The following is a 12,623-nucleotide window of genomic DNA, read 5'->3' on the forward strand; positions in this document are numbered from 1 at the left end:
AAGGCCGGCACATTGCCGGCCTTCTCGCTGTCATCGGCGTGCGACGCTCAGGCTCAGGGCATCGTCCGGAATCCCTCCGGCGCGGTGTCGTCGGCCGCGCAGACCCTGTCGCGGCCGTGATTCTTGGCGTAATAGAGCGCCTGGTCCGCGCGCTCGAACACGGCATCCAGTGTCGCGCCTTGATCCGGGTAATGCGCCACACCCACCGAGATCGTGATGGAAGCGGGCAGGGGCGAGCCTTCCGTGACGGCCAGGCGCGCGCGCAGGCGCTGCGCGATCCCGATGGCCGCCGCCATGCTGGCGCCCGGCAGCAGCATGACGAACTCCTCGCCGCCCGGCCGCGTCAGCACGTCGCCGCTGCGCGAACCCTCGCGCATGACGCCGGCCAATGCCTGCAAGGCCTGATCGCCCGCCGCGTGGCCGTAGCGATCGTTGATGCGCTTGAAGTGGTCGACGTCGATCGCCACGATGGCAACCGGCGTCCCCTCGGCGCCCAACAGCGCCAGCGCCTCGTCCATGCCGCGGCGGTTCAGAAGACCCGTCAGCGTATCGGTCGTGCTCTCTTGGCGCAGGTCGCTGAGCTTGTGATGCATCGACGCCAGCCCCGTCAGCAGCGCGCGCTGCAATTGCGCGGCCTCGAAATACCATGAGCGCACGGCGCGGATACGGTCCGCGGAATCCGGGTCCTGCATGCGCTTGGCAATACTTGCCATCTGCCCCAACGGGCGTGCGATCCAGCGCGACAGCAGCCATATCAGAACGACCGATAGCATCAAGAGCGGCAGGGTGTTGCGGACCGTGGCCATCAGCAGGTCGGCCAGCGGGCGCAGCGTGCTGTCCACCGGCCGCTGCGCGATGATGCTCCAGCCGGTGCTGGGAACCGGCGCAAAACCGGCCAGCATGTCGCGGCCGTCGCTGTCGATGAAGCGCTGTTCCCCCGTTTCACCGCGCCGTGCTGCGGCAAAGGTGTCGTTGTCGGGGGCGGGCTTGCCCAGCCGCGCGCGGTCCGGGTGGTAGATCAGGGTGCCCTTGCGGTCGATGACGTAGAGAAACGAATCGTCGCGGTAGAAATGCTCGTCCAGCAAGCGGTCCAGCACGTTGTCTTCGTGCAGGTAGAGCGACCCCGCGATGAATCCGAGGTAGCGGTAGTCGCGCGAAAAAATCGGGTGGGTGTAGAGGATCTGCCAGCGGCCGTTGCTGGCCTGAAAAGGTTCGCTGATCGTGGGGTGGCGGGTGGCGAGCGCCTGCTTGACCGCATCGCTGACCAGTTGGTGGCCCAGCAATTGCGGATACGACGGCGACACGGCCAGCACCTTGCCTTGCGGCGACGCCACGAAACTTGAGTTGAAGTGGCCCATCTGCTGTTCCAGCCGCCGCGTCTCCGCCGCCATGCGCTCGGGGTAGCTTTCCATGTCGGCCAATTCGTCGGCGCTGTAAGAAAGGTAGCGATGGATGTCGTTCAGCAGCGCATTGGTGGTCAGCGCCAGCTTGGACGCATAGATGCGATTCGTGTCCATCGCATTGCGCAAGAGCAGATCGCGCTGCACCAGATAGCTGGCATGCAGGCCGCCCGCAAGCACCACAAGGACCGACAGCAGGCTGATCCACAGGATGAGACGCCGCAGGTCGACACGAAACATGACGGCATCCGTCAGTTGCGGGCGCGGCCCGGGGGCTCGCCGGAAGGCGGCGAGGCGTCGCAGGCAAGTGCGTCCCAGGCGCGCATCGCTTGCCGGGCCACGGCCTGCAATGTCTTGCGGCTGGCGCCGTCGCGCGCCTGGATCGACATGCCATGCAGCACCGTCGTGTAGAACGCGGCCAATCCCTTCAAGTCAGTCCCGGCGGGCAATTCACCCTGCGCGGCGCCCGCGGTCAGGCGGGCAAGGATGCGGCTTTGCATCTCGCGCCGGTTGTCCCCAAGAAAATGCCCCACGCTGGCCTGGTTGTCGCAACCGGCCGGTGCGCCCAGCACGATCATGCAGCCGGGGGGCAAGCCCGGCGCAGTGAAGCGCTCGGCCGAGGCCAGCAGCATTGCCTCGATGGCATCACGCGCGGTCGGCGCCGCAAGCAGCGCGCGCCGCGCCGAGCCGCCTTCAGTGTCGCGGTACAGCTGGACGGCTTCCCGAAAAAGGCCTTCTTTGGAACCGAATGCGCCATAGAGACTGGGCGAGTTGATGCCCATCGCTTCCGTCAGATCGGACAGCGATGCCCCTTCATATCCCTTCGACCAGAACACTTCCATGGCCTTTTGCAAGGCTTGGTCCCGGTCGAAGTTGCGCGGGCGCCCTCGTTCAGCCATGCCGAGGATTTTACCCGTGCCGACTATTTTGTGTTGATCGATAAAAAATTCATTGACCAGTCACAGCGCGCCCGGCGATGATATTTGTACCGATCACTACAAAACGAGGTTTGACCATGCAGAACTTGAACGGCAAAGTGGCGTTCGTCACCGGCGGCAGCCGCGGCATCGGCGCCGCCATCGTGCGCCGGCTTGCGGCCGACGGCGCGGACGTGGCCTTCACGTACGTCAGCGCGTCGTCGGCCGCGCCCGCAGAGGCGCTGGTGCACGAACTGAAGGCGCAGGGCCGCCGTGCCGCAGCGATCCAGGCCGATTCCGCGGACGCCGCCGCCGTCAGGCGCGCCGTGGAAACCGCCATCCGCGAACTCGGACCGGTGGATGTGCTGGTCAACAACGCCGGCATCTTCCTGTCCGGGCACATCGCGGACAACACGTTGGACGACTACGAGCGGACGATGGACGTCAACGTGCGCGCGCCTTTCGTCGCCATCCAGGCGGTTCAGGCCGCCATGCCCGATGGCGGACGCATCATCAACATCGGCAGTTGCCTGGCAGCCCGCGCCGGCCGGGCAGGCGTCGCGTTGTACGCGGCCAGCAAATCCGCGCTGGTCGGCCTGACGCAAGGCCTGGCCCGCGACCTGGGTCCGCGCGGCATCACCGCAAACGTCGTGCACCCCGGTCCTATCGACACCGACATGAACCCGGCCGACGGCGACCGCGCCGCCGACATGGTGGCGGTGCTGTCCCTGCCCCACTACGGCCAAGCGAGCGATATCGCCGGGATGGTCGCATTCTTGGCAGGACCCGAAGGCCGCTACGTCACGGGCGCGAGCCTCGCGGTGGACGGCGGCTACGCGGCGTGATGCGGTTCGTCCAAACTTTTTCGCCACCCGACTTGCACAAACAAAAAAAGCCCCATATAATCTTTCTTCTTCGCAGCACACACATAACGAAACGCTACGGCGCGCAGCGCGGCAGCAGATCAAATGTGAGTGACTTGCAGGGCTGTTAGCTCAGTTGGTAGAGCAGCGGACTCTTAATCCGTAGGTCGAGTGTTCGAGCCACTCACAGCCCACCAGAATTCTTTGGCAGTACATCAAAAAGCCCACCGGTTTCGGTGGGCTTTTTGCATTGCTTCGCAATTATCGGCTTGTCGCGCGCAACCCTCACGCCAATATCCGCAGCGCCGTCTCGATCCCAAACGCCTGCGCAAACTGCTGCGCCGGTAGCGGCCTGCCGAACAGATACCCTTGTCCCTCTTCGCAATGCTCGGCCAGCAGCCGTTCGCGTTGCGCGTCCGTTTCGATGCCTTCGGCGATGGTGTTCAGGTCAAAACTGCGGGCCACGTCCACGATGGCGCGGATCACGGTGGCGTCGCGGTGCGAGTCCAGCATGCCGCTGACAAACGAGCGGTCGATCTTGATGCGCGTGATGGGATGGGTCTTCAGCAGGCTCAGCGACGCATACCCCGTGCCGAAGTCATCGAACGAGATGCCCACGCCTTGCGCGCGCAGGCGCTGCAGCATTTCCAGCACCGCGGCGTCGTGGTTCAGCACGATGTTTTCGGTGATTTCCAGTTCCAGCGCCTCGGGCGGCAGGCCGTGCCGGTCGAGCGTCTGCGCAACCTCGGCCGCCAGGTCTCCTTCGCGGAACTGCGCGCCGAAAAGGTTTACGGCGATGCGGAAGTCGTGCAAGCCGCTGCGGCGCCAGAACGCGGCTTGGCCGCACGCTTCGTTCAACACCCATGAGCCCACGGTGGCCGCCAGCGGTCCGCTCTCCAAGGAGGGAAGAAATACCGCCGGCGCCAGCAGGCCCAGTTGGGGATGACGCCATCGCAACAGCGCTTCGGCGCCGGTCAGCGCACCGGTGGCCAGGTTGATCTGCGGCTGGTAGAAGAGCAGGAATTCGCCTTTGGCGACCGCACGGTGCAGCTCCATGCCATACAGGCGGCGTGCGACGGCTTCCAGGCGCAGGTTGGGGGCGAAGACGGACACGCGGCCGCGGCCGACCGCCTTGGCCTTGACCAGGGCGAGATCGGCGTTGCCGACGAGCTCGAGCGCTTCGTGGGCGTGCAGCGGTGCAATGGCCACGCCGCAGCTTGCGGTAAGCCGAAGCTCCTGCCCGCCGATATGGAAGGGTTCGGCAATCCGCGCGAGGGCCAGTTGCGCCAATTCCGTCGCTTGCGTCAGGTCGCCGGCGTCTTGTTGCAGGATGGCGAATTCGTCGCTGCCCAGGCGGGCGACGGTGTCGCAGGGATCCGCCGTGCGCTCCAGGCGCGCTGCAAGTTCGCGCAGGATTGCGTCGCCGATCGCGTGGCCCAGGGTGTCGTTGATGTCCTTGAACCCATCCAGGTCCAGCATCAGGATGGCGGCAGGAGATGGGCGCGCCAGGACTTCTTCCACGCGCCGATAGAAGACGCCGCGGTTGGCCAGGCCGGTCAGCGGATCGAAGCCGGTGAATTTGCGTGCGTCCTCGTCATGCCGCATGGGCGCGGGGTCCGCACCGGCACGCGGCGCGGCCAGATGCGTCTGCCGCTCGACCGAGGCCAAATCGCTTATTTTTCGGGCGCGTTCGGCGTTGACCTCGACACGCCGAAGCTCCAGGCGGTCGGAGGCCATTCGGGCCAGTTCGCGCAGCCGGTCCTTGTCTTCCTCGCTGAAGTCGGAGTGCGGTTCCGTGTCGATGACGCACAGCGCGCCCAGCGGATGGCCTTCGGGGGAATTCAATGGCACGCCGGCATAGAACCGGATGCTTGCCGCCCCGCAGACGAGGGGGTTGTCGTGAAAGCGATCGTCCAGCCGGGCATCCGGCACGACCATGACGTCGTCCTGCAAGACTGCATGGGCACAAAAGGAGACGTCGCGGCGCATGTCGGTCTCTTCGAAGCCTGTGCTGGCCGCAAAGAAGACGTGATCGCTGCCGATCATGTTGATGGCCGACACCGGCATGTTGAACATGCGCGACGCAATGCGAACGACCGGATCAAGACTGGGGAGCGCGCGCCGCGCATCCAGCCCATATTCCGACAGGGCGCGCAGTCTTTCGGTCTCGCTTGGCAAAGGCGGGGGGCATTTCATCTACAGCCTCCTTTTTATTTCTCCTTGTCCTGCGCCGTTCTGGATTTCCCGACGTTGCTTGGCCGAGCCGCGCAACGTATCACCGTCCTGGCCGGTGGCCTGTTTGGGCGCGCGGGAGGCGCCGAAGAACCAGTATCGAAGTGTGACGCGATCATGAAAGATTCACCGACACACCTGTAACTGAATATTCCGTTTTCGAATTTAGCGCAGCTTTCTTCCGTTTGCCAGCGCGCGGCGGGACGCGATTGCGCGATCACTCGGGGCGCCATGGTCGCGCGCGCGAGCCCGCGCGGTACGCACAAAACGAGTCAAAACCATTACCCGCCGGCCGAAAACAATCATTTTTTTGCGTGGAAGGTTTTCAGCTTGCATTCATCGTTGCGTCATGCGCGGCACACAGAATGCGGGCCTCGAACAGCTTCCACGGGAAAAAGGAAATGAAGTTCTGGAATCGGAATGTGCTCGCCTGCGCCGTCATGAGTGCGATGACGCTGATTGCGGGGTGTGGCGGCGACAATGGCAGCGATGACGAAACGCCGCCGGTCATCGAGGAGCCGCCCGCGCAGGCCCGGCCGCTGGAACTGACGATCCTTCACATCAATGACCACCATTCCACGCTGGACGGCAAGGACAAGACGCTGAATTTGAAGAATGCAGCCGGGGTCGATACCGACGTGACCGTGTCGGCCGCGGGCATGCCGCGCGTGAAAGCCGCCATCGACCAACTGGCCGCGAATTCGCCGAACGTGCTGAAGCTGCATGCGGGCGATGCGCAGACCGGAACGCTGTACTTCAACCGCGCCGGCGCGCCGGGCGAGGCCGATGCCGCGCTGATGAACACGGTCTGCTTCGATGCCATGGCGGTGGGCAACCACGAGTTCGACAAGGGCGACGACGGGCTGAAGCGCTTTGTGGACTTCCTGCATGCCGGCGCGTGCCAGACGCCCGTCCTGAGTGCGAACGTCGCGTTTGGCGCCAGTTCGCCGCTGCACGGCACCGATCTGATCAAGCCTGCCATCGTCGTCGAGCGTGACGCCCAGAAGATCGGCATCGTCGGCCTGACCATCGCCAGCAAGACCAAAGAATCGTCGAGCCCCAACGCGGACACGACGTTCACCGACGAAGCCGTGGCCGCGCAGGGGCAGATCGACGCGCTGCGCGCCGATGGCGTCAACAAGATCATCCTGCTCAGCCACATCGGCTACGGCTATGACAAGGAAGTGATTGCCAAGCTGAGCGGTGTGGACGTGGTGGTGGGCGGCGATTCGCACACGCTGCTGGGTCCCGACTCGATGAAGACGATGGCCGTGGGCACGCCGGGCGGCGCCTATCCGACCCGTCTGACCGACAAGGACGGCAAACCCGTCTGCCTGGTGCAGGCATGGGAATATTCGCAAGTCGTGGGCGAACTGAAGGTCAGCTTCGACGCGAACGGCGACGTGACGAACTGCGCCGGCACGCCCCACGTGCTGATCGACACCGACTACCGCGTCAAGTCGGGCAGCGCGCTGGTTGCGGCCTCCGACGCCGATCGCGCCGCCTTCAAGGCCGAGGTCGCGGCCAGCGGTTTCCTGCGTGAGCAGACGCCGGACGCCGCGGCCTTGTCGGTGCTGCAACCCTTCAAGGACAAGATCGACATCTTCAGCAAGACCAACGTTGCGCAAGTGCCGCTGGAGCTGTGCTTTCGCCGCATTCCGGGCCCCACGCCCGCCAGCAATGCAGCCAGTCCGGCTTGTGAAAGCGAAGGCAACGTCGCCCTGCGCGGCGGCGACATCCAGCAGCTGGTGGCGCAAGCGTATCTTGAAGTGGCCAACGCCGAATACGGCGGCGCCGACATGACGCTGCAAAGCGGCGGCGGTGTGCGGCGCGCCCTGAATGGCACCGTGACGGCGGCCGACGTGATCGCCGTCGTGCCGTTCGGCAATATGCTGTGGCGCCTGGACCTGACCGCCAATGAGGTCCGGTCCATGGTCGAGGACGGTCTGGACGCGACGTACAAGCCGGGCGGGAAGGACGGTCCTTATCCCTACGCGGCAGGCCTGCGCTGGGACGTGACGGCCTCCAACGCGAAGGGCAGCCGCGCCAGCAACTTTCAGTACCTGGATCAGGCAACCCGCACGTGGCTGCCGCTGGACAATGCGCGCACCTATCGCCTCTTCGTGCTGAGCTTCAATGCGACGGGCGGTGATGGTTACGCCACCCTGGCCAACGTGCCGTCCGAGCGCCGTTCCGACATCGGTGTGCTGGACGCCGACGTGTTCCAGGCCTACATCGACATGCAGGCCAAGGACGCGGGCACCGGACTGCCGATCCTGAACCGCATCGACAACGACCGCTACAGCACGCATAACTGGCAGCCGTGATCATGGGCCGCGCGCCAGGGGTTCGGCCTGGCGCGCGGCCGTCTGGAAAACGTCGATCATTTGGCAGCGGTGGCGAACACCACACTCAGCGAATGCGCCGACGTTACCCGTAGCTGCACATCGCTGGCCGGACGCGTCGCCCATCCTGCGGCGCGGACCATTCCGGACAGCAGGCCCAAGGCCGGCGCGGCCACGTTCAGCAGGTCGTCCACGCCTGGCGGCGGATTGAGCGGCGCCTGGATGACCTCGCTGCTCAGACCGCTTTCGGTCAACAGGGCCTGAAGGCGCGCAAGCGTCGGATTCAGGGCCTCGACGTTTTCCAGATGGAAGTCCTGCCGGCTGCTACAGAGTCCGGCAAGCTGGTCGGCGCTGGTTCTATCTAGAAAGTAAGTGCGTGCCACGGTCATGGGAGCCTCCGCTGATAGCGGCATCATATCGCTCGGTGCAACGGGATTCGGGGCGGCCCCGGCGGGCAAATCGGCCTGAATGTGAAAGCGAAAGGGCCGGAGCGTCGCGCTTTGGGCGTACAAAATGTTGCCCGACGCCCCGCAGCCCCTTGCTAGCATGATCCTCGCCGGAATGAACCGGTATCTGGATGGACAGTGGAGGTTGCCATGAACTCAAGAACAATCAACCGGATCGCCGTGCTTGCGACCGCGGGCGCGCTGCTGGCCGGTTGCGCGACGCAACAGCAAACGAATACCGCTGTCGGTACGGGCGCGGGCGCGGCGTTGGGCGCTGGCATTGGCGCGCTGATCGGGCACGGCAAGGGTGCGGCGATCGGCGCGGGCATCGGTGCGGTGGCGGGCGGCCTGGTGGGCTACAACTGGAAGGTGGTCAAGGAGGACGTGCAAAGCTCCGGCGCCTCGTCGCTGGGCATCGACGTCGTGGAAATGCCCGACGGCAGCCTGAAGGTCAATATTCCGAGCGGCGTGTCGTTCGATACGGACAAGACGCAGCTCAAGCCGGCGTTGCTGCCGGTGCTCGATAGCGTGGCGCGTTCGCTGAACCAGCATCCCGAGCTGCGGGCCAAGGTGGTCGGCCATACCGACAGCACGGGTTCGCTTGCGCACAACCAGACGCTGTCGGTGAACCGCGCCAAGAGCGTGACCGATTACCTGGCCAAGCAGGGTGTGGCGGGCACGCGTCTGTCCGTGGAAGGCCGCGGTCCGAACGATCCGATCGGCGACAATGCAACGGCCGAAGGGCGCGCGCTGAACCGGCGCGTGGAGATCTACCTGTACGCGGTCCGGCAGTAAGCGCGGGCGCGTTCCTTGCTGTCAGGCGGCTGGCGCGATGCGCGGCCGCCTTTTCTTTCCGGAGTCTGTCATGAGCGATTTTCCTCCCGCCTGCATCGGTACCGATACCGCGGTTGCCGCGCTCACCGGCTGGCAGGCCGTGGCCATGCGCGATGCCATCGAGAAGCGCTATCGCTTTCCCAACTTCAATGCCGCGTTCGGCTTCATGGCGCGGGTGGCGATGTTCGCGGAAAAGCTGAACCATCATCCCGAGTGGACCAACGTTTACAACCGCGTGGACGTGACGCTGACCACGCATGACGCGGGCGGTGTAACCGAGCTGGACGTGCGGATGGCGCAGTTCATGGATGAGGCGGCCGAACACGCGGGCGCGACGGCGCCCAAAGCGCAGCCCTGACCTTGGCGGCCGACGGAGTGGCCCGGCTGAACGGCCCGCTGCTCAGTCCGCCGCGTCGCCGGCCTCGGTTTGCAGGTGGCCGATCAGGCGGTCGAGCATGTCGCCGAATTGCTGCTGTTCATCGGCGGTCAGGCAGCCGAAGATTTCGTCGTTGCGGCGCGCAATGAGGTCGACGATGCGGCGGTACTGCGTCAGGCCGTCGGCGGTCGGCGCCAGCACCACGCCGCGTCCGTCGGACGCGGAAACCTTCTTTTCGACAAGCCCGCGATCCACCAGCGCCTGCGCCGAGCGGCTGGCCTGGCCCTTGTTCAGGTTGGCGGCGCGCGCCAGGTCGTTGACCGACAGCGGCGCAAACCGGCCAATGGCGGCGAGGCACCGCGCCTCGCCCAGCGGAATGTCGCAGTCCTTGAGATAGGCCCGATTCGTGTCGCGGTCCGTGATCTTGTTGAGCACGTGAAGGCGATAGGTGAGGAATCGTTCCAGGGCGGGAGTTTTCACGTCGGGCGGGCGGGATCGGCGCCCGCGCTGGATGAGGCCGGATAGTTTGCCACAGCGCCGTCATCCAGGCTGGCGGCTTCAGCCTGCGCCAGCAGCGACAGGGCTTCTTCGGCCGACGGCAGGCGGCTGAGCAGCGACAAGCCGAGTATCGACAGGAAAAGCGGCGCGCGCGATTCGCCCACGCGCGTGAGCGTCTGCGCCATGCTGGTGTAGACCTGGTCCAGGGCTTCGGGATTCATGCGTGGCCTTTCGAGGTGGCGGTGGAAGTGAGCGAAGGGTAGTAGGGCGCCAGCGCGGCGCGCAGGTCGGCGGGGGAAGGCGCAATCCAGCGTCCCAGCACGTAGCCGTCGGGGCGCAGCAGGTAGACAGCGCCGGCCTGGTTGCCGTAACGCAAGGCGAGCTGGCCGTGCGGGTCGGCCAGGCTGCCCGGGCCAGCTCGCAACACCTGTAGTGGTCGCGGCGCATCCTGCGTGGCCGCGGCCAGCGCATCCAGCACGGCCGACACGGCCGGGTCGGGCGAAATGGCCAGCGCCACGAAGCCCGCGCCGAAATGGGCGGTCAGGTATTGCGGCGCGTCGCCATCCTGCAGCAGCACGTCGGGCGCGGGTTGGCCCGGCGCGGCGGCCGGGCCGGCCTGGGGGGCGCGGTCCTCGCGGTTCAAGGGCGAGGTGTCGTACGAGATGGGCGCGGACTGGCGCGGATTGATGAGCGAGCGCACGCCGTCGTCCACCAGCGCGAGGCGCAGCGCGGCCTCGCGCATGAGGCGGAAGCCGAAATCCGGCGGCGCCATGAATTCCGTGCTCTTGGCGCCGTAGGCCAGGTTCTGGCGCGTGGCATGGACGCGCTCGATGCTGTAGCTGTCCAGCAGGGCGTCGGGCGACTGGCCCTTCAGCACCCAGGCAAGTTTCCAGGCCAGGTTGCCGGCGTCGTCCAACCCGGAATTCAGCCCGCGCACGCCGAAGATCGGCACGAGGTGGCCCGCGTCGCCCGCGAACAGCACGCGGCCGTGGCGGTAGCGATCCAGCGTCAGGCACTTGGCGTTGTAGATCGAGATCCAGAGCGGCTTCCAGGGCGCGGTCTCGCCGATCATGTCCAGGTGGCTCTGCACGCGCGGCAGCACGTTTTCCGGCTTGACGGCTTCGTCGGGGTCTTCGTCGTCGCGGATCTGGTAGTCGACGCGCCACACGTTGCCGGGCTGGCGATGCATCAGCAGCGTGGATCCGGGATTGGAGGGCGGATCGAACCATGCAAGGCGCTCGACGGGCCGTTGCGATTCCTGTTCGATGTCGACGATGACGTAGCGCCCCTCGTACTGCATGCCTTCCAGCTTCAAGCCCATCGCGTCGCGCACGGTGCTGCGGCCGCCGTCGCAGGCGACGACCCAATCGGCGCGCACCGTCTGGCGGGCGCCGTCCGCCTCCACCTCGACCGATACGCCGTCCGGACCGGGCTGCACGGCGGTGACGCGTGCCGACCAGGCAAGCGTGGCGAGGCCGGGATGGCGCCGCATGGCCTGGTGCGCGAATTCCTCTACGTAGTACTGCTGGATGTTCACCATCGGGGCATACCGCTGCAGGGGATCGTGCGGCATCTGAAAGTGCAGGACTTCGCGGTCGCGGTAGTAGCTTCGCCCGCCCGTCCAGGCCAGACCCGTGTCGATCAGCGGCCGGTCGGCGCCGATCCAGCCCAGGATCTCCTGCGACCGGCGCGACATGCAGATGGCGCGGCTGCCGCTGCAATAGCCTTCATCGGCCTCGACGGTGAGGGAGGCGATGCCGTACTCGGCGAGCAGCGCGGCCAGGGTCAGCCCGACCGAACCGCCGCCGGCGATCAGGACGGGAACGTGCGAGGGGAGCGTCATGCTGTCTCCAGAATTTGGTTGTTTGCGCAACTATATGCCGGGAATGTTGCGCGCGCAACCAATTTTTGAAGGCGATAAAAAACCCGCCGAGGGGCGGGTTTGGGGGCCGGTTCAGGCCGGTTGGCGGCCATCAGTGGCGCGTGTCAGTTGCGTACGTTGTAGATCCGCATCGCCTGCTGCTTCTGGTTGGCGTCCAGCACGCGCAGCACCACGACTTTGGCGGTGAAACCGTCGGGCAGCTTGAGCTGGCCCAGCGCGTAGTCGTAGCGGTCGACCGTCAGCGCGGGACCTTCCGGCGTCACGGTGGCGGAGCGGCCGTTTGGGTAGGAGCCTTCGATGGCGAAGGTCAGCGTGCCCTTGAAGGGCGCGCCCGTGCGTTCTTCGCGCATCACCAGCACCTGGTAGTCGAGCAGGCCGGGGGCGCGCTTGAAGGTGGCCGAACGGATGCCGAGGTTGCCGCCGCGGGGGTCGGGCGGCATGGCGTCCTGGAACAGCACCAGTTCCTTGTTCAGGGTTTCGATCTTGGCGCGGCTTTCCGCCAGGTCAGTGGTCAGCTTTTCGTGACCGGCCTTGTTGGCGTCGCGCTGCTGGGTGGCTTCTTCAAGCTGGGTTTGCAGGCGCTGGCGCTCCATGTTGGAGGCGCTGAGCTCGCTGTGCAGCTGTTCGGATTGTTCGACGGTCAGGCGTTGCGGACCGTAGTTGGTTTGCAGGAAGAGCACGCCGCCCGCGCCAAGCGCAATGCCAACCAGCAGCAGAACGAGCCAGCGCGGCATGCGGCGCGTGCGTTGTCCCGGTTGGTATACGGAGGGCTTGAACGTGGCCCGTTGCGATCTTCCAAACATCCCCATTCCTAGAAAACTTCCTGTGTA

12 protein-coding genes and 1 tRNA gene are annotated in these 12,623 nt (G+C 65.8%); 5 read left to right on the plus strand and 8 right to left on the minus strand.

Translation table 11 applies throughout. From position 1 onward, the window contains the following. Window positions 1-53: 53 nt before the first annotated feature. Both V6V88_RS04075 and V6V88_RS04080 read right to left on the minus strand, forming a co-directional pair. Window positions 54-1,640, minus strand: coding sequence for a sensor domain-containing diguanylate cyclase (locus V6V88_RS04075; RefSeq protein WP_223574309.1), 1,587 nt, complete (start codon window positions 1,638-1,640; stop codon window positions 54-56). A gap of 11 nt (window positions 1,641-1,651) precedes the next feature. Further along, window positions 1,652-2,299, minus strand: a complete 648-nt coding sequence (locus tag V6V88_RS04080) for a TetR/AcrR family transcriptional regulator (RefSeq protein WP_056320863.1) — start codon at window positions 2,297-2,299, stop codon at window positions 1,652-1,654. A gap of 116 nt (window positions 2,300-2,415) precedes the next feature. Between V6V88_RS04080 and V6V88_RS04085 the strand changes: the two genes are divergently transcribed. Both V6V88_RS04085 and V6V88_RS04090 read left to right on the plus strand, forming a co-directional pair. Then, window positions 2,416-3,162, plus strand: coding sequence for an SDR family oxidoreductase (locus V6V88_RS04085; protein WP_280002927.1), 747 nt, complete (start codon window positions 2,416-2,418; stop codon window positions 3,160-3,162). 139 nt (window positions 3,163-3,301) lie between these two features. Further along, window positions 3,302-3,377, plus strand: a tRNA-Lys gene (locus V6V88_RS04090). Window positions 3,378-3,465: 88 nt separating this feature from the next. On the opposite strand, the gene V6V88_RS04095 is transcribed toward V6V88_RS04090, so the two are convergent. Continuing rightward, window positions 3,466-5,376: a sensor domain-containing phosphodiesterase gene (locus V6V88_RS04095; protein ID WP_280002925.1), complete on the minus strand. Its 1,911-nt coding sequence runs from the start codon at window positions 5,374-5,376 to the stop codon at window positions 3,466-3,468. Window positions 5,377-5,813: 437 nt separating this feature from the next. Between V6V88_RS04095 and V6V88_RS04100 the strand changes: the two genes are divergently transcribed. After that, window positions 5,814-7,739: a 5'-nucleotidase C-terminal domain-containing protein gene (locus V6V88_RS04100; protein ID WP_280002923.1), complete on the plus strand. Its 1,926-nt coding sequence runs from the start codon at window positions 5,814-5,816 to the stop codon at window positions 7,737-7,739. Window positions 7,740-7,795: 56 nt separating this feature from the next. Here V6V88_RS04100 and V6V88_RS04105 read toward each other — a convergent pair whose 3' ends face one another. Continuing rightward, on the minus strand, window positions 7,796-8,146 hold the full coding sequence (locus V6V88_RS04105; protein WP_280002921.1) for a hypothetical protein: 351 nt from the start codon (window positions 8,144-8,146) through the stop codon (window positions 7,796-7,798). Between the two features lie 207 nt (window positions 8,147-8,353). Between V6V88_RS04105 and V6V88_RS04110 the strand changes: the two genes are divergently transcribed. Both V6V88_RS04110 and V6V88_RS04115 read left to right on the plus strand, forming a co-directional pair. Continuing rightward, window positions 8,354-8,998, plus strand: a complete 645-nt coding sequence (locus tag V6V88_RS04110; RefSeq protein WP_271264287.1) for an OmpA family protein — start codon at window positions 8,354-8,356, stop codon at window positions 8,996-8,998. Window positions 8,999-9,068: 70 nt separating this feature from the next. Beyond that, window positions 9,069-9,395, plus strand: coding sequence for a 4a-hydroxytetrahydrobiopterin dehydratase (locus V6V88_RS04115; RefSeq protein ID WP_062841672.1), 327 nt, complete (start codon window positions 9,069-9,071; stop codon window positions 9,393-9,395). Window positions 9,396-9,437: 42 nt separating this feature from the next. Here the strand turns inward: V6V88_RS04115 and V6V88_RS04120 are convergent, their stop codons facing one another. The 4 genes from V6V88_RS04120 to V6V88_RS04135 form a co-directional block, all read right to left on the minus strand. Next, window positions 9,438-9,893 carry a MarR family winged helix-turn-helix transcriptional regulator gene (locus tag V6V88_RS04120; RefSeq protein WP_338617985.1) on the minus strand — a complete coding sequence of 152 codons (456 nt, stop codon included), beginning with the start codon at window positions 9,891-9,893 and terminating at the stop codon, window positions 9,438-9,440. Further along, complete coding sequence (locus V6V88_RS04125) at window positions 9,890-10,132, minus strand: hypothetical protein (protein ID WP_338617989.1); 243 nt, start codon at window positions 10,130-10,132, stop codon at window positions 9,890-9,892. Before V6V88_RS04125 ends, V6V88_RS04120 begins: the two co-directional genes overlap by 4 nt. Then, window positions 10,129-11,754 carry an FAD-dependent oxidoreductase gene (locus tag V6V88_RS04130; RefSeq protein WP_338617991.1) on the minus strand — a complete coding sequence of 542 codons (1,626 nt, stop codon included), beginning with the start codon at window positions 11,752-11,754 and terminating at the stop codon, window positions 10,129-10,131. Before V6V88_RS04130 ends, V6V88_RS04125 begins: the two co-directional genes overlap by 4 nt. A gap of 143 nt (window positions 11,755-11,897) precedes the next feature. After that, entirely contained in the window at window positions 11,898-12,596 is a 699-nt protein-coding gene (locus tag V6V88_RS04135) for a DUF6776 family protein (RefSeq protein WP_056320887.1), read from the minus strand. Window positions 12,597-12,623: the final 27 nt, after the last annotated feature.

The sequence above is a fragment of the Achromobacter sp. E1 genome, from assembly GCF_037039475.1.
GTDB classification, from domain to species: Bacteria; Pseudomonadota; Gammaproteobacteria; order Burkholderiales; family Burkholderiaceae_B; genus Achromobacter; species Achromobacter mucicolens.

Excerpts from the sequence above, each read along its gene's own strand:
- V6V88_RS04105 (WP_280002921.1), bottom strand. The coding sequence starts at position 8,146 with ATGACCGTGGCACGCACTTACTTTCTAGATAGAACCAGCGCCGACCAG.
- V6V88_RS04130 (WP_338617991.1), bottom strand. The coding sequence starts at position 11,754 with ATGACGCTCCCCTCGCACGTTCCCGTCCTGATCGCCGGCGGCGGTTCG.
- V6V88_RS04095 (WP_280002925.1), bottom strand. The coding sequence starts at position 5,376 with ATGAAATGCCCCCCGCCTTTGCCAAGCGAGACCGAAAGACTGCGCGCC.
- V6V88_RS04080 (WP_056320863.1), bottom strand. The coding sequence starts at position 2,299 with ATGGCTGAACGAGGGCGCCCGCGCAACTTCGACCGGGACCAAGCCTTG.
- V6V88_RS04100 (WP_280002923.1), top strand. The coding sequence starts at position 5,814 with ATGAAGTTCTGGAATCGGAATGTGCTCGCCTGCGCCGTCATGAGTGCG.
- V6V88_RS04135 (WP_056320887.1), bottom strand. The coding sequence starts at position 12,596 with ATGTTTGGAAGATCGCAACGGGCCACGTTCAAGCCCTCCGTATACCAA.
- V6V88_RS04125 (WP_338617989.1), bottom strand. The coding sequence starts at position 10,132 with ATGAATCCCGAAGCCCTGGACCAGGTCTACACCAGCATGGCGCAGACG.
- V6V88_RS04110 (WP_271264287.1), top strand. The coding sequence starts at position 8,354 with ATGAACTCAAGAACAATCAACCGGATCGCCGTGCTTGCGACCGCGGGC.
- V6V88_RS04115 (WP_062841672.1), top strand. The coding sequence starts at position 9,069 with ATGAGCGATTTTCCTCCCGCCTGCATCGGTACCGATACCGCGGTTGCC.
- V6V88_RS04075 (WP_223574309.1), bottom strand. The coding sequence starts at position 1,640 with ATGTTTCGTGTCGACCTGCGGCGTCTCATCCTGTGGATCAGCCTGCTG.
- V6V88_RS04085 (WP_280002927.1), top strand. The coding sequence starts at position 2,416 with ATGCAGAACTTGAACGGCAAAGTGGCGTTCGTCACCGGCGGCAGCCGC.